Origin of the sequence: Pseudomonas khavaziana (genome assembly GCF_036704165.1) — a bacterium.
GTDB lineage: Bacteria > Pseudomonadota > Gammaproteobacteria > Pseudomonadales > Pseudomonadaceae > Aquipseudomonas > Aquipseudomonas khavaziana.
Window position 1 is genome coordinate 1,193,529 of the sequence record NZ_CP129946.1, and the last position, 22,347, is coordinate 1,215,875.

Genomic DNA, 22,347 nt, shown 5'->3' on the forward strand with positions numbered 1-22,347 from the left:
ATTCGTGTCCCAAGCACAGCGTTTTGAGAACTACATCAACGGCGAATGGGTGACCGGCGCCGATTACTGCGTCAATATCAACCCGTCGGATGTGTCCGATGTCATTGGCGACTATGCCAAGGCGGATGTGGCCCAAGTCAACGCGGCGATCGACGCCGCCCGCGCCGCGTTCCCGGGCTGGTCTACTTCCGGCATCCAGGCGCGCCACGATGCCCTGGACAAAGTCGGCAGCGAAATCCTCGCTCGTCGTGAAGAACTCGGCACCCTGCTGGCCCGTGAAGAAGGCAAGACCCTGCCCGAGGCCATCGGCGAAGTGACCCGCGCCGGCAATATCTTCAAGTTCTTCGCCGGTGAATGCCTGCGCCTGTCGGGTGATTACGTGCCGTCGGTACGCCCGGGCGTCAACGTTGAAGTCACTCGTGAAGCCCTTGGTGTGGTCGGCCTGATCACCCCGTGGAACTTTCCGATTGCCATTCCCGCGTGGAAGATCGCCCCGGCCCTGGCCTACGGCAATTGCGTGGTGATCAAGCCCGCCGAACTGGTGCCGGGTTGTGCCTGGGCCCTGGCGGAAATCATCTCCCGAGCCGGTTTCCCGGCCGGCGTGTTCAACCTGGTAATGGGCAGCGGCCGTGTGGTTGGCGATGTGTTGGTCAACAGCCCGAAGGTCGATGGCATCAGTTTCACCGGCTCCGTTGGCGTGGGCCGTCAGATCGCCGTCAGCTGTGTATCGCGCCAGGCCAAGGTGCAATTGGAAATGGGCGGCAAGAACCCGCAGATTATCCTCGATGACGCCGACCTCAAGCAGGCTGTCGAGCTGTCGGTACAGAGCGCGTTTTACTCCACTGGCCAGCGTTGCACCGCGTCGAGCCGCTTTATTGTCACTGCGGGTATTCACGACCAGTTTGTTGCGGCCATGGCCGAGCGCATGCGGTCGATCAAGGTCGGCCACGCGCTGCAAAGCGGCACCGACATCGGCCCGGTGGTTTCCCAGGCCCAGTTGGACCAGGACCTGAAATACATCGACATTGGCCAAAGCGAAGGTGCGCGGCTGGTGAGCGGCGGTGGCCTGGTGACCTGCGACACCGAAGGCTATTACCTGGCGCCGACATTGTTTGCCGACAGCGAAGCCGCCATGCGTATCAGCCGCGAAGAAATCTTCGGCCCGGTGGCCAACGTGGTACGCGTGGCGGACTACGAAGCGGCACTGGCCATGGCCAACGACACCGAGTTCGGCCTGTCGGCGGGGATCGCCACCACCTCGTTGAAGTACGCCAACCACTTCAAGCGCCACTCCCAGGCCGGGATGGTGATGGTCAACCTGCCGACTGCGGGTGTGGATTATCACGTTCCGTTTGGCGGCCGTAAGGGCTCATCCTACGGTTCGCGTGAACAAGGTCGCTATGCGCAAGAGTTCTACACCGTGGTGAAAACCAGCTACATCGGTTCGTAATACCGGTTTCACTGTAGGAGCGGGCTTGCTCGCGAAGAACGTCAACGATTACGCGCGCATTCAGGATGTACGCGGAGCCTGCGAGTTTTTCGCGAGCAAGCTCGCTCCTACAGGGGACGGTACCCAGCAATACATAACTATTACCCGCAAAAAAAATAATTAGTGGGAGTACTTCTACATGCAAGCGACCAAGCCGACCCATGTCCGCTATTTGATCCTGCTCATGCTGTTTTTGGTGACCACGATCAACTACGCCGACCGGGCCACCATCGCCATCGCCGGTTCCAGCCTGCAAAAAGACCTCGGCATCGACGCGGTCACCCTCGGTTATATCTTTTCCGCTTTCGGTTGGGCCTACGTTGCCGGGCAAATCCCCGGCGGCTGGCTGCTCGATCGCTTCGGCTCGAAAAAAGTCTATGCCCTGAGCATTTTCACTTGGTCCTTGTTTACCGTGCTGCAAGGCTATGTCGGTGAATTTGGCGTTTCCACCGCCGTGGTCGCGCTGTTTATGCTGCGCTTTATGGTGGGCCTGGCCGAAGCGCCATCCTTCCCAGGTAACGCACGGATTGTGGCGGCCTGGTTCCCCACGGCCGAACGCGGTACGGCGTCGGCGATCTTCAACTCGGCGCAGTATTTCGCCACAGTGTTGTTCGCACCGCTGATGGGCTGGATCGTCTATCGCTTCGGTTGGCAGCACGTGTTTATCGTGATGGGGGTGATTGGCATCGTGTTCTCCCTGATCTGGCTGAAGGTTATCCACAGCCCGCGCCAGCATCCGATGATCAACGAAGCTGAGTTCAATCACATCGCGGCCAATGGCGCGATGGTTGATATGGACCAGGACAAGGGCAAGGGTAAGAAAACCGACGGGCCGAAGTGGGATTACATCCGGCAATTGCTGACTAATCGCATGATGCTCGGCGTTTATCTGGGCCAGTACTGCATCAACGGCATCACTTACTTCTTCCTGACGTGGTTCCCCGTGTACCTGGTGCAAGACCGTGGCATGACCATCCTCAAGGCTGGTTTCATCGCCTCGTTGCCGGCGATCTGCGGCTTTATCGGCGGCGTGCTGGGCGGGGTGATTTCCGATTACCTGCTGCGCAAGGGCCACTCGCTGACTTTTGCCCGCAAGGCGCCGATCATTGCGGGCCTGCTGGTGTCCAGCAGCATCATTGCGTGTAACTACGTCGATGTTGAATGGATGGTCGTGGGCTTCATGGCGCTGGCCTTCTTCGGTAAAGGCGTTGGCGCGCTGGGTTGGGCGGTGGTGTCCGACACCTCGCCGAAACAGATCGCCGGCCTCAGTGGCGGCTTGTTCAACACCTTCGGTAACCTGGCTTCGATCACCACGCCGATCGTGATCGGCTACATCATCAGCACCACTGGCTCGTTCAAATGGGCGCTGGTGTTTGTAGGTGCCAACGCCCTGGTGGCAGTGTTCAGCTACCTGGTGATTGTCGGCCCGATCAAGCGCGTGGTGCTCAAGGAGCCACCCACCAAAGGCCCGGAGTTGACCAACCTTTCCCAAGCGCATTCCTGAGGTTCGTGTGATGCAGTTGATTGAACATGCCGACTCGCCGCGCTCGATCCGTTTGCACGAGCGCGACAACGTAGTGATCGTGGTGAACGACCAGGGCGTGCCGGCGGGCACTGAATTTCCCGACGGCCTGGTCACCGTGGACTTTATTCCCCAGAGCCACAAGGTGACCCTGGAAGATATACCCGAGGGCGGCCGGATCATTCGCTACGGCCAGACCATCGGTTATGCCTTGGCGCCAATACCCCGTGGCAGTTGGGTGCAGGAGGATCAGCTGCGCATGCCCACCGCGCCGCCCCTGGACAGCCTTCCGCTGTCCACCGAAGTACCGGAAACCCAGGCACCGCTGGAGGGGTTTACCTTCGAGGGCTATCGCAATGCCGATGGCACGGTGGGCACGCGCAATATCCTCGGCATCACCACCACCGTGCAGTGCGTTACCGGTGTGCTGGACCATGCAGTCAAGCGCATCAAGGAGGAGTTGCTGCCCAAATACCCGCATGTCGATGATGTAGTGGCACTGACTCACAGCTACGGCTGCGGCGTGGCGATCACGGCGACGGATGCCTATATCCCGATCCGTACCGTACGTAACCTGGCACGTAACCCGAACCTGGGCGGCGAAGCCTTGGTGATCAGCCTGGGCTGCGAGAAACTGCAGGCCGGGCAGGTGATGCACGACAACGACAGCTCCGTGGACCTGAGCGAGCCATGGCTGTACCGCTTGCAGGACTCCAGCCACGGTTTCACCGAAATGATCAAACAGATCATGGAACTGGCCGAAGTGCGTTTGAAAAAACTCGACCTGCGCCGCCGGGAAACCGTGCCGGCCTCGGAGCTGATCCTGGGCATGCAGTGCGGCGGCAGTGATGCGTTTTCCGGCATCACCGCCAACCCGGCGCTGGGGTATGCCTCTGACCTGTTGCTGCGGGCTGGGGCGACGGTGATGTTTTCCGAAGTGACGGAAGTGCGCGACGCGATTTACCTGCTGACGTCACGCGCGCAGAACGAGGACGTCGCCCGTGAGCTGGTCAGGGAAATGGATTGGTATGATCGTTACCTGGCCAAGGGCGAAGCGGACCGCAGCGCCAATACCACCCCGGGGAACAAGAAGGGTGGGCTGTCGAATATCGTCGAGAAATCCTTGGGCTCCATCGTCAAGTCCGGTAGCAGCGCGATCAATGGCGTGCTTGGCCCGGGTGAGCGGTTCAAGGGCAAAGGGCTGATCTTCTGCGCTACACCGGCCAGTGATTTCGTGTGCGGCACTTTGCAACTGGCGGCCGGGATGAACCTGCATGTGTTCACAACCGGGCGCGGCACGCCCTATGGGTTGGCGATGGCGCCGGTGGTGAAGGTGTCGACCCGCACTGAGCTGGCCCAGCGCTGGCCGGACCTGATCGATATCGACGCCGGGCGCATTGCTACCGGGCGCGCGAGCATTGAAGAGTTGGGCTGGGAGTTATTCCACTTCTACCTGGACGTGGCCAGTGGCAGGAAGCAGACGTGGGCGGAGCATCACAAGTTGCATAACGACATCACGCTGTTCAACCCGGCGCCGATTACCTGAGACCGAGTCGCCTGCATCGGGAGCAAGCCCCCTCCCACATTTGACCGTATTCATTCTGTTGGAATGCGTTCAAATGTGAGAGGGGGCTTGCTCCCGATAGCGGTAGACCAGACGACACGGGCTGCATGGCTTATCATTAGCCAACTAACGACGCCCACCAAGGTCCTCCCCGGCATGCTGGCAATTTTCCTCACCACCCTCACCATCACCGCGCCGGTGTTCGCCATGCTGTTCCTCGGTGTGCTGCTCAAGCGCATCCAATGGATCAACGACAACTTTATCCACACCGCTTCGTCGCTGGTGTTCAACGTCACCATGCCGGCGCTGTTGTTCCTGGGCATCCTGCATGCCGACCTGCACGCGGCGCTCAAGCCGGGTTTGCTCATCTACTTCTCAATCGCCACGCTGCTGAGCTTCGCCCTGGCCTGGGGCTGGGCGATCTTTCGCTGCAAGCGTGAAGACCGTGGGATCTATACCCAAGGCGCGTTTCGTGGCAACAACGGCGTGATCGGCCTGGCGTTGGCGGCCAGCATGTACGGCGACTACGGCATCTCCCTCGGCGCGATCCTCGCGGCGCTGGTGATCCTGTTCTACAACACGCTGTCGACCATTGTGTTGGCGGTGTACAGCCCGGTGATCAAGTCCGACCCATGGAGCATCTTCAAGAGCGTGGTGGCCAACCCGCTGATCATCAGCGTGATCGTCGCCGCGCCCTTCGCTTACTTCCAGATCGGCCTGCCCGGTTGGTTGGAAAAATCCCTGCAGTACCTATCGGATACCACGCTTCCGTTGGCGTTGATCTGCATCGGCGGCACCTTGTCCCTGGCGGCACTGCGCAAAAGCGGCAACATGGCGCTGAGCGCAAGCTTGATGAAGATGGTCTGGCTTCCGGTAATCGCGACCCTGGGCGCCTGGCTATTGGGGTTCCGCGGGCCGGAGCTGGGCATTCTGTTCCTGTATTTCGGCGCGCCGACCGCCGCCGCGAGCTTCGTGATGGCCAGGGCGGCGCAAGGTAATCACGAGCTGGCGGCAGCGATCATTGTGATCACCACGCTGATGGCGGCGGTGACCACCAATATCGGGATCTTCGTGTTGCAGGCCGGTGGCTGGATCTAGGCGTCTTGCTGATAGCTGTCGATCACTTCCTGCGCGGCCCGAAATGCGTCAATCGCCGCCGGCACCCCTGCATACACCGCGCAATGCAGCAACGCTTCGCGTATCTCTTCGACTGTGCAGCCATTGTTCAAGGCACCACGGACGTGGCCCTTGAGTTCCTGCGGGCACTTGAGGGCGGTCAGGGCCGCGAGGGTAATAAGGCTACGGGTTTTGAGCGGCAAGCCTTCGCGGTTCCACACGCTGCCCCACGCGTGCTCGTTGACGAAGTCCTGCAGCGGCTGGGTGAACGCCGTGGCATTGCCCAGGGCGCGGTCGACGAACACATCGCCCATGACTTGGCGGCGCACTTCAACCCCAGGCTTTTTCTGATCGGTCATTGCGATTCCCTCTTGTGTTGGCGATGCCAGGCGCGCAGCGAGGTCAACAACAGCAAAACCACCAGCGCCGGCAGGACGTAATGCAACATCAGTTGTTCAAGCTTGTTGGCCAGGGGCATGCCGGTGGTGAAGGCCATCACATGCAGGCCGTACGCCAGATATAGCCCCAGCAGCACCAGCCCTTCGATACGCGTTACCCGATAACCGGTATAGAACACCGGCAGGCACAGGATGATGGCGCCGAGCATGACCGGCAAATCAAAATCCAGGGCATTGGGAGATACCGACAGCGGCGACGGCGCCACCAGCGCGGTAAAGCCCAGCACCCCTAGCAGGTTGAACAGGTTGCTGCCGATCACGTTGCCCACCGCAATTTCCCGTTCGCCCCGCAAGGCGGCGATCAGTGATGTGGCGAGGCAGGGCAGCGAGGTGCCCACGCCGATCAGCGTCAGGCCGATGACCCGCTCCGACAAGCCCAGGTCGCCCGCCACGTCCACCGCTGCGCCAAGCAGCAGATGCCCGGCCAATACCAATATCAGCAGCCCGCCGAGCATCAGCAACACACTGCTCAGCCAGGGTGCCTTGGTGACGGTGTCCAGGCTTCGTGGGCGGCGCGAATGGCGTGTCTGGTAATGCAGCACGCCCAGGTAGGCCAACAGCGCCACCAGTAATACACCGCCATCCAATGGCGTGAGTATTTCGTTGGCCGCCAGGATAAACACCAGCAGGCCGGCGAAGATCATCACCGGAATATCCACGCGCACCAGTTGCCGCGATACGCGCAAGGGAATGATCAGCGCCGACAGGCCCAGGGTGACGAGGATATTGAAGATACTGCTGCCAATCACACTGCCTACGGCAATGTCGGTATTGCCGGCCAATGTGGCCTGCAGGCTGACGGTCATCTGCGGTGCGCTGCTGCCGAAGGCGACGATACTCAAGCCAATGATCAGCGGCCTTACCTTGAGGCTGGCTGCCAGGCGCACGGCGGCGCGTACCAGGATCTCGGCGCCGACGATCAGCAGCAGCAAGCCGCCGACCAGTTCGAGCAGGCTCCAGGGCGAAAGGGCGTTCAATCCAAAAATACTCAAGGTGGCCTCGATCAGTTGTTCAGGGCTTGCACGCGCACCCGCGCGGTGCCGCTGCCCAGCATCCGCAGTTGCTCGGCAGCCTTGCGGGAAACGTCGATCAGGCGCCCACGGGTGTGCGGGCCGCGATCATTGATGCGTACTACGACCGACCGGTCGTTGTTCAGATTGGTCACTTTGACCCGGGTACCAAAGGGCAGGCGTCGATGCGCAGCCGTCAAGGCGTTTTGGTTGAAGGGTTCACCACTGGCGGTTCGCTTGCCATGGTGCTTGGCGCCGTAATAGGAGGCGGTGCCGGTTTCATCGTAGCCTTTGGGGTCGATGAGGCCGCTGGCGCAACCGGCCAGCAGGGAGGACAGGGCCAGGAGGCCGAGTAGACTCTTCATTGTCAGGACATCCCCAATGAAAAATGTGGAGAGGGGGCATATGTGGGAGGGGGCTTGCTCCCGATAGCGGTGAAGCAGTCAATACATGTGTTGACTGAAACACCCTCATCGGGAGCAAGCCCCCTCCCACACAGGTGGAGCCAGACCTTGAAGTCTGCTCCAACCATTCACCGCAATCAGCCTTCGAGCTTGCTTTTGAGCAGTTCGTTCACCTGTTGCGGGTTGGCTTTGCCCTTGGAGGCTTTCATCGCCTGGCCGACAAAGAAACCGAACATCTTGCCGCGCTTGGCTTCGTCTGCCGCGCGGTATTGCTCGACCTGTTCGGCATTCGCCGCGAGCATCTCATCGAGCACGGCCGAGATGGCGCCGCTGTCGGTGACTTGCTTGAGGCCGCGCTTGTCGATGATCTCATCGGCGCTGCCTTCACCTGCGGCCATGGCTTCGAACACCGTCTTGGCGATCTTGCCGGAGATGGTGTTGTCCTTGATGCGCAGCAGCATGCCGCCCAGTTGTTCGGCCGTGACCGGCGCTTCGTCGATTTCCAGGCCCTGTTTGTTCAACAGGCTGCCCAGCTCAACCATCACCCAGTTGGCCGCCAGCTTGGCGTCGCCGGCAATGCCTACGACTTTCTCGAAGTAGTTGGCTTGCTCACGGCTGGAAGCCAATACGCTGGCATCGTAGATCGACAATCCGAACTGTTCCTGGAAACGCTCGCGTTTCTGCTGTGGCAGTTCCGGCAGGGTGGCGCGGATGTCATTGAGGAACGAGTCCTCGAGCACCACCGGCAACAGGTCCGGATCGGGGAAGTAACGGTAGTCGTTGGCTTCCTCTTTGCTGCGCATGGCGCGGGTTTCGTCTTTGTTCGGATCGTACAGGCGAGTTTGCTGGATCACCTTGCCGCCGTCCTCGATCAGTTCGATCTGGCGACGCACTTCGCTGTTGATCGCCTTCTCGATGAAACGGAACGAGTTGACGTTCTTGATCTCGCAGCGGGTGCCGAACTCGACCTGGCCCTTTGGCCGGATCGACACGTTGCAGTCGCAGCGCAGCGAGCCTTCAGCCATGTTGCCGTCGCAGATGCCCAGGTAGCGCACCAGCGCGTGGATGGTCTTGACGTAGGCCACGGCTTCCTTGGCGCTGCGCATGTCCGGCTCGGAGACGATCTCCAGCAACGGCGTGCCGGCGCGGTTCAGGTCGATACCGGTGGCGCCCGGGAATTCTTCGTGCAGGCTCTTGCCGGCGTCTTCTTCCAGGTGGGCACGGGTTACGCCGACACGCTTGATGGTGCCGTCTTCCAGTGCGATGTCCAGGTGGCCCTTGCCGACAATCGGCAACTCCATCTGGCTGATCTGGTAGCCCTTGGGCAGGTCCGGGTAGAAGTAGTTCTTGCGCGCGAACACGTTGTGCTGGCCGATCTCGGCGTCAATCGCCAAGCCGAACATCACGGCCATGCGCACCGCTTCCTGGTTCAGCACCGGCAGCACGCCGGGCATGCCCAGGTCGACCAGGCTGGCCTGGGTGTTGGGCTCGGACCCGAACGTGGTGGCGCTACCGGAGAAAATCTTCGATTGGGTGGCGAGCTGGGTATGAATCTCCAGCCCGATCACAACTTCCCATTGCATAGTGTTCTCCTCAGAAGCCGGTAGGGGTGCGGGTGTGCCAGTCGGTGTGCAACTGGTACTGGTGCGCCACATTGAGCAGGCGGCCTTCCTGGAAATACGGGGCGAGCAATTGCACGCCGACCGGCAGGCCATCGACGAAACCGGCGGGCATGGACAAGCCCGGCAAGCCCGCGAGGTTGGCGGTGATGGTGTAGAGGTCTTCCAGGTACTCGGCAATCGGGTCGCCGGTCTTGGCGCCGATCTTCCAGGCCGGGTTTGGCGTGGTTGGGCCGAGGATCACATCGACTTCTTCGAAGGCAGCCATGAAATCGTTCTTGATCAGGCGACGGATCTTTTGCGCCTTGAGGTAGTACGCGTCGTAGTAGCCGGCCGACAGGGCGTAGGCACCGACCATGATCCGGCGCTGGACTTCACTGCCGAAGCCTTCGCCGCGGGAGCGTTTGTACAGGTCGGTGAGGTCCTTGGGGTTTTCGCAGCGATAGCCGAAGCGCACGCCGTCGAAGCGCGACAGGTTGGAGGAAGCTTCTGCCGGCGCGATCACATAGTAAGCGGGAATCGCGTGCTGGTTGTTCGGCAGGCTGATTTCCTTGATCACCGCGCCGAGCTTTTCCAGCTCCTTGATGCTGTTTTGCACCAGGTCGGCGATACGCGGGTCGAGGCCGGCACTGAAATACTCTTTCGGCACGCCAATGCGCAGGCCCTTGATCGAGGTGTTCAGGCTGGCGCTGTAGTCCGGCACGGGCTCATCGATGCTGGTGGAGTCCTGTTTATCGAACCCTGCCATGCCTTGTAACAATATCGCGCAGTCTTCGGCAGTGCGTGCCAACGGGCCGCCCTGATCCAGGCTGGAAGCGTAGGCGATCATGCCCCAGCGGGAAACGCGACCGTAGGTCGGTTTCAGGCCGGTGAGGTTGGTGAAGGCTGCCGGCTGGCGGATCGAGCCACCGGTGTCAGTCGCGGTGGCAGCCGGGAGGAAACGCGCGGCAACGGCCGCGGCCGAACCACCGGACGAGCCACCGGGCACGTGCGCAAGATTCCACGGGTTTTTCACCGCGCCGTAGTAGCTCGACTCGTTGGCCGAACCCATGGCGAACTCGTCCATGTTGGTCTTGCCCAGGGTCACGGCCCCGGCAGCGGCCAGCTTGGCGACCACGGTGGCGTCGTAGGGCGCCTTGAAGTTGTCGAGCATCTTCGAGCCGCAACTGGTGCGAATGCCCTGGGTGCAGAACAGGTCTTTGTGGGCGATCGGAGCGCCCAGCAGAGCGCCATTTTCACCGTTGGCGCGACGGGCGTCGGCGGCCTTGGCCTGGCTCAATGCCAGCTCCTGGGTGAGGCTGATGAAGCTGTTGACCTTGGGATCGTGCTCGGCGATACGCGCCAGCAGGGTCTGGGTCAGCTCTTCGGAAGAAAACTTTTTGTCGGCGAGACCGCGGGCGATCTCGGCCAGAGTCATGTGATGCATGAAAGGCTCTTTCCCTTTAGTCGATGACTTTCGGAACCAGGTACAGGCCGTTTTCGACCGCTGGCGCGATGGACTGGTAGGCCTCGCGATTGTTTCGCTCGGTCACAACGTCTGCGCGCAGGCGCTGGCTGGCTTCCAGCGGGTGAGCCAGGGGCTCGATACCGTCGGTATTCACGGCCTGCATTTGGTCAACCAGCCCGAGAATGCTGTTCAGGGCTGCGGTGGTCTGTGGAAGATCGGCATCATTCAGGCCAAGCGAGGCCAGATGTGCGATTTTTTCCACGTCGGAGCGTTCAAGCGCCATGGGATTCTCCAGTGGAAAACAGAACGGAGGGCGTCCGTGTGTTAGATTGTCGGAACACTACCGCATTTCTACGGTCATATGGCCGCGATTGTGGGGGTTGGTGCACAGAAAGTCGGCCAATTTAGCACATTGGCGCCTTGCCCAAAATCCCTGTCGTTGTTAGAGTTTGCCGCACTTTTTTACCCACGCGTTGCCTAGGGTCCCTTTCCCATGTTCAAGAAACTGCGTGGCATGTTTTCCAGCGATCTTTCCATTGACCTGGGCACTGCCAACACCCTTATTTACGTGCGCGAGCGCGGTATCGTCCTGAATGAGCCATCGGTTGTGGCCATTCGGACCCATGGTAATCAGAAAAGTGTCGTTGCCGTTGGCACCGAGGCCAAGCGCATGCTCGGCCGTACACCAGGCAATATTGCTGCCATTCGTCCGATGAAGGATGGCGTGATCGCCGATTTCAGCGTCTGCGAGAAGATGCTGCAGTACTTCATCAACAAGGTTCACGAAAACAGTTTCCTGCAGCCCAGCCCTCGTGTGCTGATCTGCGTTCCGTGCAAGTCCACCCAGGTGGAGCGTCGTGCCATCCGTGAATCGGCCCTTGGTGCCGGTGCCCGCGAAGTGTTCCTGATCGAAGAGCCGATGGCGGCTGCGATCGGTGCCGGTCTGCCGGTTGAAGAAGCCCGCGGCTCGATGGTGGTGGATATCGGTGGTGGTACGACCGAAATCGCCCTGATTTCCCTGAACGGTGTGGTGTATGCCGAATCCGTACGCGTAGGCGGCGACCGCTTCGACGAAGCGATCATCACCTATGTGCGTCGCAACTACGGCAGCCTGATCGGCGAATCCACCGCCGAGCGCATCAAGCAGGAAATCGGCACCGCTTACCCGGGCGGCGAAGTTCGCGAAGTCGATGTTCGCGGTCGCAACCTGGCCGAAGGCGTTCCACGTGCCTTCACCCTGAACTCCAACGAAGTGCTGGAGGCTCTGCAGGAGTCCCTGGCCACCATCGTTCAGGCTGTGAAGAGCGCCCTGGAGCAATCGCCGCCGGAGCTGGCTTCGGATATCGCCGAGCGTGGCCTGGTGCTGACCGGTGGTGGCGCCTTGCTGCGCGATCTCGACAAGTTGCTGGCCCAGGAAACCGGCCTGCCGGTGATCGTCGCCGAAGATCCGCTGACCTGCGTTGCCCGTGGCGGTGGTCGTGCACTGGAAATGATGGATAAACACACCATGGACCTGCTTTCCAGCGAATAAGATCGCCTGGATGGTTCGTGCTTGGTCGGCAGGCAGCACTTTGCAGTGCTGCCTGTTGGCGTTTATCTTCTTCAATCTGCATCCAGGCCGGTTTGATGCCGTATGAATAAAGAGAACATTTGCCTGGGAGGAGCGGCCTATTAAACCGCTTTTCGCCAAAGGCCCCTCATTGGGCATGCGCTTATTGGTGCTGGTCGTGCTTTCGGTCGCGCTGATGGTGGTCGATGCCCGCTTTGCACTGCTCAAGCCTGTGCGTAGCCAGATGTCGCTGGTGTTGATGCAGACCTACTGGATCACCGACCTGCCGCAACGTCTCTACCAGGGCGTGGCCAGCCAATTCGGCAGCCGCACCGAGTTGGTCGCCGAGAACGAAAAACTCAAGACGGAAAACCTCCTGCTGCAGGGGCGCATGCAAAAGCTGGCGGCCCTCACCGAGCAGAACGTTCGGCTGCGCGAGTTGCTCAACTCTTCGGCACTGGTCAACGAAAAGGTCGAAGTGGCCGAGTTGATCGGCATGGACCCCAACCCCTTTACCCATCGCATCATCATCAACAAGGGTGAGCGTGACGGCGTGGTCCTTGGCCAGCCGGTGCTCGACGCCCGCGGCCTGATGGGCCAGGTGGTGGAGCTGATGCCCTATACCTCGCGGGTGTTACTGCTGACTGACACGACCCACAGCATTCCGGTGCAGGTCAACCGCAACGGTTTGCGTGCGATTGCCAGCGGCACCGGTAACCCGGAACGCCTGGAATTGCGCCATGTGGCCGACACCGCGGATATCAAGGAAGGCGATTTGCTGGTCAGCTCCGGCCTGGGCCAGCGTTTTCCGGCAGGCTACCCGGTGGCGACGGTCAAGGAAGTGATCCACGATTCCGGCCAGCCGTTCGCTATTGTGCGGGCTGTACCGACTGCCGCCCTCAATCGCAGCCGCTACCTGCTGCTGGTGTTCAGCGACAATCGCACCCCGGAAGAGCGTGCCAACGACGCTGCCCAAGCCCAGGAAGCGCAAGACAAGCAGAACGGCACTGCGCCGGTCGTGCCGGCCACGGTGCCGAAACCAGCCTTCGTCGGCCCGCCAGCCCCTGCAGTCGCACCCGCTCCCGCAGCAGTGGCGCCTGTGGCAACGCCGGCCAAACCGCCGGCGCATAACGCCCGCCCAGCCAAGCCGGCTGCGGCCAAACCAGCGGCCACGACGCCAACCGCCGCTCCGGCCCCCACGCGGCAGAGGGAGGAATAATGGCCAGTACTCATTCGCGTAATGGCTGGATTGTCTGGCTGACCTTCGCCATTGGTCTGTTGCTGAGCGTTTCGCCATTGCCGCAATTCATGGAAATCCTGCGCCCGCTTTGGCTGGCCTTGCTGTTGGCGTTCTGGTCATTGAACCTGCCGCACAAGGTGGGCATGGTCACGGCGATGTGCCTGGGCTTGGCGGAAGATGTGCTCTATGGCACCTTGCTGGGCCAGAACGCATTGATCCTGACCCTGATTACCTTCCTGGTGCTGTCGTTGCAGCAGCGCTTGCGCATGTTCCCGATGTGGCAGCAGTGCCTGGTGATCCTGGTGATCTTTGGCCTGGCGCAGCTTGTCCAGTTATGGCTCAGCGCCTTGACCGGCAATCGCCAGCCCACCCTGGCGTTGGTCTTGCCGGCCCTGGTCAGTGCCTTGCTGTGGCCTTGGATCAGTTTTGGCCTGCGTGGGCTGCGTCGTCGCTATAAAATCAATTGAATGGTTGCGAGGCTCTGCCTGGTTATCGAACCCCACAGGGAGAGGCAGCAATGAATTCGCTTTATCTGGCTTCGGGCTCCCCGCGGCGACGTGAGCTGTTGACCCAGATCGGTGTGCCTTTCACCGTGGTCAGCGCCGCTATTGATGAAACACCTCTTAACCACGAACCTGCCGTTGCCTACGTCGAGCGCCTTGCGCGCGGCAAGGCCACGGCGGGTTTTGTTGCACTTGGCCAAACCGCCGGCGTCTGCGTATTGGGTGCCGATACAGCTGTGATTATTGACGGCCGGATCCTGGGCAAACCGGTGGACCAGGCCGACGCGCTGGCAATGCTGATGGCCCTTTCCGGCCGCGAGCATGAAGTGCTCACCGCGATTGCCCTCACCGACGGCCAGCGCTGCGAAACTCGATATGTAAGAAGTCTTGTACGTTTTCGCCAGGTTTCTGTCGAAGAGGCTACAACCTACTGGCACAGCGGCGAACCCCAGGACAAGGCCGGCGGCTACGCTATCCAGGGCCTGGGTTCGGTGTTCGTTGCCGGCCTCAATGGCAGTTATTCTGCGGTGGTTGGCCTGCCCATGTGCGAAACCGCGCAACTGCTCGCCCAATTCGGCATACCCTGTTGGCAAAACCTTACCGTGCGCTGAACGCCGTATTCCAGCGCCAAGCCTTGAGCGACCGGTCACTATTGTGAAAACGCCTGAACGAGACCCAGCCATGAGTGAAGAGATTCTGATCAATATCACGCCGATGGAATCGCGCGTGGCGGTGGTAGAGAACGGTGTTCTGCAAGAAGTACATGTTGAGCGCACCCAGAAGCGCGGGATCGTCGGCAATATCTATAAAGGCAAGGTGGTGCGCGTATTGCCGGGCATGCAGGCGGCTTTCGTCGATATCGGCCTGGACCGTGCAGCATTCATCCATGCGTCGGAAATTTCCCTGCGTGAAGGCCCTGCGGTGGAAAGCATCAGCGCCCTTGTACACGAAGGTCAGAGCCTGGTGGTGCAAGTCACCAAGGACCCCATCGGCTCCAAGGGCGCACGTTTGACCACTCAGCTGTCGATCCCGTCGCGCTACCTGGTGTATATGCCGCGCACCGCGCATGTGGGCATTTCCCTGAAGATCGAAGACGAAGCCGAGCGCGAGCGACTCAAAAAGGTGGTCAGCGATTGCGTCGCCGCTGAGGGCATTAAGGAAGCGGGCGGTTTTATCCTGCGTACCGCCGCCGAGGGCGCCGGAGCTGATGAAATTCTTATGGATATCCGCTACCTGCGGCGCCTGTGGGACCAGATCGACGCCCAGATCAAGACCATCGGCGCGCCCAGCGTGATTTATGAAGACCTCGGCCTGGCGCTGCGCACGCTGCGTGACCTGGTCAGCCCGAAGATTGAGAAAATCCGCATCGACTCGCGGGAAACCTTCCAGCGCACTACGCAATTCGTTGCCGAGCTGATGCCGGAAATTGCCGATCGCCTGGAGCACTACCCCGGCGAGCGGCCGATCTTCGATCTGTATGGCGTAGAAGACGAAATCCAGAAAGCCCTGGAGCGCAAAGTGCCACTTAAGTCCGGCGGCTACCTGGTGGTGGACCCGGCCGAGGCCATGACCACCATCGACGTCAACACCGGCGCATTCGTAGGCCATCGCAACCTCGAAGAGACCATCTTCAAGACCAATCTCGAAGCCGCCACAGCTATCGCTCGCCAGCTGCGCCTGCGCAACCTCGGCGGCATCATCATCATCGACTTCATCGACATGGAAGATGAAGAGCACCGCCGCCAGGTGCTGCGTACCCTCGAGAAGCAGTTGGAGCGCGATCACGCCAAGACCAACATCATCGGCATCACCGAGCTGGGCCTGGTGCAGATGACCCGCAAGCGCACCCGAGAAAGTCTGGAGCAGGTGCTGTGCGAGCCATGCAGCAGTTGCCAGGGCCGGGGTAAATTGAAGACGCCGGAAACCGTTTGCTACGAGATTTTCCGCGAAATCCTGCGCGAAGCACGCGCCTACCAGGCCGAAGGTTATAGAGTCCTTGCCAATCAGAAAGTGGTCGATCGCCTGCTGGACGAAGAGTCCGGCAACGTCGCCGAGCTGGAAAGTTTTATCGGTCGCACGATTCGCTTCCAGGTTGAAACCATGTATTCCCAGGAACAATACGACGTGGTGCTGCTCTGATCCCCAATTGCGTGCCTTATCCGAGACCGGCAGACCTTGATCTGCCGTCCGCCAACTGTTTTTTGAGGGTCGCCTGACATGGAGCGTCTGATACGCTTTTTTGCCGCTTTGACCCGCTGGGGCCTGGGCTTGTGCGCGTTGCTGCTGGTATTGGCGGCGGTGTACGTGAGCCTGGGACGTGAATTGACCCCTCTGGTGGCTGAATACCGCGCCGAAATCGAAGCCAAGGCTCAGGCTGCCGTGGAGACGCCTTTGCATATCGGCAGCCTTGAAGGCCGCTGGAGCGGGTTTGCCCCGGTATTGCTGGCCCACGACGTCATGGTCGGCGAGGGCAGCAGTGCCTTGCGCCTGGACCAGGTGGAAGTGGTGCCGGATATGTGGGCCAGCCTGGTGGCGCGCCAAGTGCGTATCGCCCATCTGGAAGTCAGTGGCCTGCAACTGAGCGTCAAGGAAGACAAGGATGGGCGTTGGACGCTGCAAGGCTTGCCGGTGCAGGACGACCAGCCGCTGGATCCGCAACAGTTGCTGACGCGCATGCAAATGGTCAAGCGCGTCTCCGTGCTCGACAGCCAGGTCACCTTGCAACCCTTTAACCAGACGCCGGTGACCGTGACGTACGTGGGCTTGAGCCTGCATACCGGCACGAGCCACCAGCGCCTGGATGCACGCCTGACCCTGCCCGACGGTCAACCTCTGGCCGTCAGCCTGCATAGCCGCATCCGCGCAAGCCAATGGAAAGACGCTGAGGTCGACGCCTACCTGAGCCTGCCGCAAAGTGACTGGGCCAAGTGGATACCCGCTAAACTGACCCAGCAGTGGAAACTCACCCAGTTCAAGGCTGGTGGCGAGTTTTGGCTCAGTTGGGCCAAAGGCACCGTGCAAAGCGCTGCGGTGCGCCTCAATTCCCCGCAAGTTAAGGGCAGCTACGCCGACCGCAAGCCCGTGCACCTGGAAAACCTGGCGCTGACCGCCTACCTGCAACGCAGTGAAAGCGGGCTCAAGGTGCTGTTTGATTCACTGGCGATGAATATCGGTGAGACTCGCTGGGAGTCGCGCCTGCAATTACAGCAGAGCCTGGCGACCGATAAAGCTCAGGAAGTTTGGAACCTGCAGGCCGATCGTCTCGACCTGACACCCATCACCCCACTGCTCAATGCCTTGGCGCCGTTGCCGGAAGGCTTTGCCAAGACCGTCGAGCATTTGAAGGCCACGGGCCTGCTGCGCAATGTGCTGGTGGACTTCAGGCCCCAGGACACCACCGACCAGAAAGTCAGTTTTGCCGCCAACCTTGAGCGTGTCGGCTTCGACGCCTATTTCGGCGCGCCGGCTGCGCGCAATGTGTCCGGCAGCATCAGTGGCGACCTGGGCCATGGCGAGCTGCGCATGGACAGCAAAGACTTTTCCCTGCACCTGGACCCGATCTTCGCCAAGCCCTGGCAGTACATCCAGGCCAATGCACGCCTGACCTGGAAACTGGATAAGCAGGGTTTCACCTTGATTGCCCCCTATATCAAGGTGCTGGGGGAGGAGGGCAAGGTTGCTGCAGACTTCCTGATCCGCCTGCACTTCGACCATAGCCAGGAAGACTACATGGACCTGCGGGTCGGCCTGGTCGATGGTGATGGCCGTTTTACGCCCAAGTATTTGCCGGCGGTATTGAGTCCGGCGTTGGATGAATGGCTGCGCACTGCAATTCTCAAGGGCGCGGTGGATCAGGGTTTCTTCCAGTACCAGGGATCGTTGAACCACAACGCATTACCGGCGTCGCGCAATATCAGCCTGTTCTTCAAGGTGCATGATGCCGAGCTGGCCTTCCAGCCGGGTTGGCCCCATGTGAACAAGGTCAACGGTGAAGTGTTCGTCGAGGAAAGCGGTGTGCGCATCCTGGCAAGCAAGGGCCAATTGCTCGATACCCAGGTCAAGGACGTCTACGTCAACATTCCCCACGCGCCGGCCGGCCAGGACAGCCATCTGCTGCTCACCGGCGGTTTCTCCGGCGGCTTGGGCGATGGCCTGAAAATCCTCCAAGAGGCGCCCATCGGCACCGCGTCCACGTTCGCGGGCTGGAAAGGCGAGGGCGGCCTGCAGGGCAGCCTGGATCTGGACGTGCCTCTGGCAAAGGGCACCGAACCCAAGATCGTGGTGGACTTCAAGACCGACAAGGCACGCCTGCAATTGGCCGAGCCACCTCTGGACCTGACCCAGCTCAAGGGCAATTTCCGTTTTGACAGCGCCAAGGGCCTCAGCGGGCAGAACATCTCGGCCCAGGCCTTCGACCGACCTATCACTGCGCAGATTTTTGCCGAAGGCAAGCCGGGCGATATCAGCACCCGCGTGACCGCCAACGGCCAGGTGACGGTCAAGCGCCTCACGGATTGGTTGAACGTCAGCCAGCCACTGCCGGTGTCAGGGGATATTCCCTACCAGTTACAAGTCATCCTGGACGGCGCAGATAGCCAGTTGATGGTCAACTCCAATCTCAAGGGCGTCGCCGTGGACTTGCCGGCACCGTTCGGCATGCCGGCCAGCCAGGGGCGCGACAGCACCTTCCGCATGACCTTGCAGGGGGCTGAGCGCCGTTACTGGTTTGATTACGGCGAGCTGGGGAACTTCACCTTTGCTGCGCCGCCAGACAAATTCAATGATGGCCGCGGCGAATTGTTCCTTGGCGATGGCGATGCGGTGCTGCCCGGCGCGAAGGGCCTGCGCATTCGTGGTGTGTTGTCGGAACTGGATATCGACCCTTGGAAAAAACTCGTAGACCGCTACGCGGGGAATGACCCGGGCGGCAATGCCAAGCAGCTGCTCAGTGGCGCCGATTTCAAAGTGGGCAAGCTGACGGGGTTCGGCACCCAGTTTGACAAGGTCAGCTTGCAGCTGGATCGCAAACCCGCTGCCTGGGGCCTGCGGTTCGATAGCCAGCAGGCCAAGGGCACTGTGAATCTGCCGGACGCCAAGGGTGCGCCGATTGCGTTCAATCTCAACTATGTAAAATTGCCAGCAGTGGACCCGACGGTACAGGCGGACGAAAATGCGCCCGATCCGCTGGCCGATATCGACCCCAAGAGCATTCCGGCACTGGATATCGCCATCGACCAGCTCTTCCAGGGGCCTGACCTGGTGGGGGCGTGGTCATTGAAGATCCGCCCGACCGCCAAGGGCATGGCATTCAATAACCTCGACCTGGGCCTCAAGGGCATGCAACTCAAGGGCGCCGGTGGCTGGGAAGGGGCGCCGGGCGCCAGTAGCAGTTGGTACAAGGGCCGCCTGGACGGCAAGAACATTGCCGATGTGCTCAAAGGCTGGGGTTTTGCCCCGACGGTGACCAGCGAAGATTTCCATCTGGACGTGGATGGCCGTTGGCCGGGTTCGCCGGCCTGGGTTGGGCCCAAGCGTTTCTCCGGCAGCCTGGATGCGGCATTCCGTAAAGGCCAGTTCGTTGAAGTGGAGGGGGGCGCGCAGGCGTTGCGAGTGTTTGGCTTGCTCAACTTCAATTCCATTGGCCGGCGTTTGCGTCTGGACTTTTCCGACCTGCTTGGCAAAGGCTTGAGTTACGATCGGGTCAAGGGCTTGCTGGCCGCCAGTAATGGCGTGTTCGTGACCCGTGAGCCCATCACCATGACCGGGCCTTCTACCAATCTGGAGCTCAACGGTACCCTGGACCTGGTGGCTGATCGCGTCGACGCCAAGTTGCTGGTGACCTTGCCGGTGACCAACAACCTGCCCATCGCGGCGCTGATTGTCGGTGCACCAGCTATTGGTGGCGCGTTGTTCCTGATCGACAAACTGATCGGTGATCGGGTTTCGCGCTTTGCCAGTGTGCAATACAAGGTACAAGGCCCCTGGAAGGATCCAAAAATCACCTTCGACAAGCCATTTGAAAAGCCAAACTGAGAGCCTGTGGAGTAGCATGGCCCCATGCCCTGTATGGAGTGTCTGCCCATGTCCTTTGCAGTAATTCAGATGGTCAGCCAGAGCGACGTGCTGGCGAACCTCACCCAGGCGCGCCGGCTGCTGGAGCAAGCGGCGGCGGATGGCGCGAAACTCGCGGTACTGCCGGAGAACTTCGCTGCAATGGGGCGCCGTGACATGGCCGAGATCGGTCGCGCCGAGGCCCTGGGTGAAGGCCCGATCCTGCCATGGTTGAAACAGGCCGCCCGCGACCTCACCTTATGGATAGTGGCCGGCACGTTGCCGTTGCCGCCCAAGGACCAGCCCCACGCCAAGTCCAACGCTTGCTCGCTGCTGATCGATGATCAGGGTGAAGTGGTCGCTCGTTACGACAAGCTGCACCTGTTTGATGTGGATGTCGTGGACGCTCGTGGTCGCTATCGCGAATCTGACGACTATGCTTTCGGAAGCAATGTGGTGGTGGCGGATACGCCAGTGGGGCGTTTGGGGCTGACAGTGTGCTACGACTTGCGCTTCCCCGAGCTGTACAGCGAATTACGCGCCGCGGGGGCTGAATTGATTACCGCGCCCTCGGCCTTTACGGCGGTAACCGGGGCTGCCCATTGGGATGTGCTGATTCGCGCGCGGGCCATCGAAACCCAGTGCTACCTGCTGGCTGCCGCTCAAGGTGGCGTGCACCCAGGCCCACGGGAAACCCATGGCCACGCGGCGATTGTCGACCCTTGGGGACGGGTGCTGAGTCAACAGGATCAAGGCGAGGCGGTGTTGCTGGCCGAACGCGATAGCAGTGAACAGGCGTCGATACGGGCGCGCATGCCGGTGGCCAGCCATCGGCGCTTTTTCTCGCAGGGCGCGCAGCGGCCTGCTTCAGAACGATGAATTTAAGGCCAAACCTATGAGCGAGTTGTTGTCCTCAGTCAGTGAACACCTCCTGGCCCCCGGTGGCGTGACCATCGAAAGTCTACAAGCCGTGCTGGGCGATCTGGCCGGGCCGGGCATCGATGCGGCCGACCTGTATTTCCAGGGGCAGATTTCCGAATCCTGGTCGCTGGAAGACGGCATCGTCAAGGAAGGCAGTTTCAACCTTGACCAGGGCGTCGGTGTGCGTGCGCAATCCGGTGAAAAAACCGGCTTTGCCTACAGCAATGCGATCACCCTGGAAGCCCTGGGCCTGGCGGCGCGTGCGGCACGTTCGATTTCCCGTGCCGGCCAGAACGGTACGGTGCAGGCGTTCAGCACCCAGGACGTGGCCCAGTTATACGCGCCGGATAACCCGTTGGAAGTGATCAGCCGTGCCGAAAAGGTTGAGCTGCTCAAGCGTGTCGACGCGGCCACCCGCGCCCTGGACCCGCGTATCCAGCAGGTGACCGTGAGCATGGCCGGCGTGTGGGAACGCATCCTCGTCGCCTCCACCGATGGCGGCTTGGCGGCGGATGTGCGGCCGCTGGTGCGTTTCAATGTGAGTGTGATCGTTGAGCAGAACGGCCGCCGCGAACGCGGTGGCCATGGCGGCGGCGGGCGCACCGACTACCGCTACTTCCTCGCTGACGACCGTGCCATGGGCTACGCCCGTGAGGCGCTGCGCCAAGCCTTGGTTAATCTGGAAGCAATCCCGGCACCGGCTGGTACGCTGCCGGTGGTGCTGGGCCCGGGCTGGTCCGGGGTGTTGCTCCACGAAGCGGTGGGCCACGGCCTGGAAGGCGACTTCAATCGTAAGGGCAGCTCCGCCTACAGTGGGCGCATGGGCGAGATGGTTGCGTCCAAACTGTGCACCATTGTCGATGACGGCACTTTGGCCGGTCGCCGGGGTTCGTTGAGCGTCGATGACGAAGGCACGCCGACCGAATGCACCACCCTGATCGAAAACGGTGTGCTCAAGGGCTATATGCAAGACAAGCTCAACGCCCGCCTGATGGGCGTGGCGCGTACCGGCAACGGCCGCCGCGAATCCTACGCGCACCTGCCGATGCCACGCATGACCAACACCTACATGCTCGGCGGCCAAAGCGATCCGGCGGAAATCATCGCCTCGGTGAAACGAGGCATCTACTGCGCCAACCTCGGCGGTGGCCAGGTGGACATCACCAGCGGCAAGTTTGTGTTCTCCACCAGCGAAGCGTACCTGATCGAAGACGGCAAGATTACCGCACCGGTCAAAGGGGCGACGCTCATTGGTAACGGGCCGGAAGCCATGAGCAAGGTATCGATGGTCGGTAACGACCTGTCGCTGGACAGCGGCGTGGGCATGTGCGGCAAGGATGGGCAGTCAGTGCCGGTAGGCGTAGGCCAGCCAACCCTGAAAATTGATGCGATCACCGTGGGTGGCACGGGGGCGTAAGGATGGAGCTTCGGGTGGCGAAGACCGCCACCCGGGG

General features: G+C 61.0%; 18 protein-coding genes. 12 read left to right on the top strand and 6 right to left on the bottom strand.

Annotated features, from left to right (window positions below; all coding sequences use genetic code 11):
• Nucleotides 1-4: 4 nt before the first annotated feature.
• The 4 genes from QYQ93_RS05225 (at nucleotide 5) to QYQ93_RS05240 (ending at nucleotide 5,673) form a co-directional block, all read left to right on the top strand.
• Entirely contained in the window at nucleotides 5-1,450 is a 1,446-nt protein-coding gene (locus tag QYQ93_RS05225; RefSeq protein WP_043048559.1) for an aldehyde dehydrogenase family protein, read from the top strand.
• Between the two features lie 178 nt (nucleotides 1,451-1,628).
• Nucleotides 1,629-2,993 (top strand): MFS transporter, encoded by a 1,365-nt coding sequence (locus QYQ93_RS05230; protein WP_043048560.1) that lies wholly within the window; start codon nucleotides 1,629-1,631, stop codon nucleotides 2,991-2,993.
• A gap of 10 nt (nucleotides 2,994-3,003) precedes the next feature.
• A complete protein-coding gene (gene garD, locus QYQ93_RS05235; protein WP_338476474.1) occupies nucleotides 3,004-4,557 on the top strand; it encodes a galactarate dehydratase in 1,554 nt (517 codons plus the stop codon).
• Nucleotides 4,558-4,731: 174 nt separating this feature from the next.
• Nucleotides 4,732-5,673: an AEC family transporter gene (locus QYQ93_RS05240; RefSeq protein ID WP_043048563.1), complete on the top strand. Its 942-nt coding sequence runs from the start codon at nucleotides 4,732-4,734 to the stop codon at nucleotides 5,671-5,673.
• Here the strand turns inward: QYQ93_RS05240 and QYQ93_RS05245 are convergent.
• From QYQ93_RS05245 to gatC, 6 genes are all read right to left on the bottom strand, one after another.
• Nucleotides 5,670-6,050, bottom strand: a complete 381-nt coding sequence (locus QYQ93_RS05245; protein ID WP_124399358.1) for a carboxymuconolactone decarboxylase family protein — start codon at nucleotides 6,048-6,050, stop codon at nucleotides 5,670-5,672. The two genes, QYQ93_RS05240 and QYQ93_RS05245, sit on opposite strands and share 4 nt — an antisense overlap.
• Complete coding sequence (locus tag QYQ93_RS05250; RefSeq protein WP_338477237.1) at nucleotides 6,047-7,102, bottom strand: calcium/sodium antiporter; 1,056 nt, start codon at nucleotides 7,100-7,102, stop codon at nucleotides 6,047-6,049. Before QYQ93_RS05250 ends, QYQ93_RS05245 begins: the two co-directional genes overlap by 4 nt.
• 50 nt (nucleotides 7,103-7,152) lie before the next feature.
• Nucleotides 7,153-7,524, bottom strand: coding sequence for a septal ring lytic transglycosylase RlpA family protein (locus tag QYQ93_RS05255; RefSeq protein WP_338476475.1), 372 nt, complete (start codon nucleotides 7,522-7,524; stop codon nucleotides 7,153-7,155).
• Between the two features lie 176 nt (nucleotides 7,525-7,700).
• Nucleotides 7,701-9,146: an Asp-tRNA(Asn)/Glu-tRNA(Gln) amidotransferase subunit GatB gene (gene gatB, locus QYQ93_RS05260; protein ID WP_043048567.1), complete on the bottom strand. Its 1,446-nt coding sequence runs from the start codon at nucleotides 9,144-9,146 to the stop codon at nucleotides 7,701-7,703.
• A gap of 10 nt (nucleotides 9,147-9,156) precedes the next feature.
• Nucleotides 9,157-10,608, bottom strand: a complete 1,452-nt coding sequence (gatA, locus tag QYQ93_RS05265; RefSeq protein ID WP_217880085.1) for an Asp-tRNA(Asn)/Glu-tRNA(Gln) amidotransferase subunit GatA — start codon at nucleotides 10,606-10,608, stop codon at nucleotides 9,157-9,159.
• 16 nt (nucleotides 10,609-10,624) lie between these two features.
• The gene (gene gatC / locus QYQ93_RS05270) at nucleotides 10,625-10,912 is read right to left on the bottom strand and encodes an Asp-tRNA(Asn)/Glu-tRNA(Gln) amidotransferase subunit GatC (RefSeq protein ID WP_003188556.1); all 288 of its coding nucleotides are present in this window, start codon (nucleotides 10,910-10,912) and stop codon (nucleotides 10,625-10,627) included.
• A gap of 210 nt (nucleotides 10,913-11,122) precedes the next feature.
• Here gatC and mreB point away from each other — a divergent pair, with 210 nt between their 5' ends.
• From mreB to tldD, 8 genes are all read left to right on the top strand, one after another.
• Nucleotides 11,123-12,160: a rod shape-determining protein MreB gene (gene mreB, locus QYQ93_RS05275; RefSeq protein ID WP_002555108.1), complete on the top strand. Its 1,038-nt coding sequence runs from the start codon at nucleotides 11,123-11,125 to the stop codon at nucleotides 12,158-12,160.
• 139 nt (nucleotides 12,161-12,299) lie between these two features.
• On the top strand, nucleotides 12,300-13,397 hold the full coding sequence (gene mreC / locus QYQ93_RS05280) for a rod shape-determining protein MreC (protein ID WP_338477238.1): 1,098 nt from the start codon (nucleotides 12,300-12,302) through the stop codon (nucleotides 13,395-13,397).
• Nucleotides 13,397-13,885 carry a rod shape-determining protein MreD gene (gene mreD / locus QYQ93_RS05285; protein WP_043048570.1) on the top strand — a complete coding sequence of 163 codons (489 nt, stop codon included), beginning with the start codon at nucleotides 13,397-13,399 and terminating at the stop codon, nucleotides 13,883-13,885. The genes mreC and mreD overlap by 1 nt, the downstream gene beginning before the upstream one ends.
• 50 nt (nucleotides 13,886-13,935) lie before the next feature.
• A complete protein-coding gene (locus QYQ93_RS05290) occupies nucleotides 13,936-14,532 on the top strand; it encodes a Maf family protein (RefSeq protein WP_338476477.1) in 597 nt (198 codons plus the stop codon).
• A gap of 70 nt (nucleotides 14,533-14,602) precedes the next feature.
• Nucleotides 14,603-16,060, top strand: coding sequence for a ribonuclease G (gene rng / locus QYQ93_RS05295; RefSeq protein WP_043048573.1), 1,458 nt, complete (start codon nucleotides 14,603-14,605; stop codon nucleotides 16,058-16,060).
• A 78-nt stretch (nucleotides 16,061-16,138) separates the two neighbouring features.
• A complete protein-coding gene (locus QYQ93_RS05300; protein WP_338476478.1) occupies nucleotides 16,139-19,954 on the top strand; it encodes a YhdP family protein in 3,816 nt (1,271 codons plus the stop codon).
• A gap of 48 nt (nucleotides 19,955-20,002) precedes the next feature.
• On the top strand, nucleotides 20,003-20,851 hold the full coding sequence (locus tag QYQ93_RS05305) for a carbon-nitrogen hydrolase family protein (RefSeq protein ID WP_043048577.1): 849 nt from the start codon (nucleotides 20,003-20,005) through the stop codon (nucleotides 20,849-20,851).
• A gap of 16 nt (nucleotides 20,852-20,867) precedes the next feature.
• Nucleotides 20,868-22,310: a metalloprotease TldD gene (tldD, locus tag QYQ93_RS05310; RefSeq protein WP_338476479.1), complete on the top strand. Its 1,443-nt coding sequence runs from the start codon at nucleotides 20,868-20,870 to the stop codon at nucleotides 22,308-22,310.
• The last annotated feature ends 37 nt before the right edge of the window (nucleotides 22,311-22,347 follow it).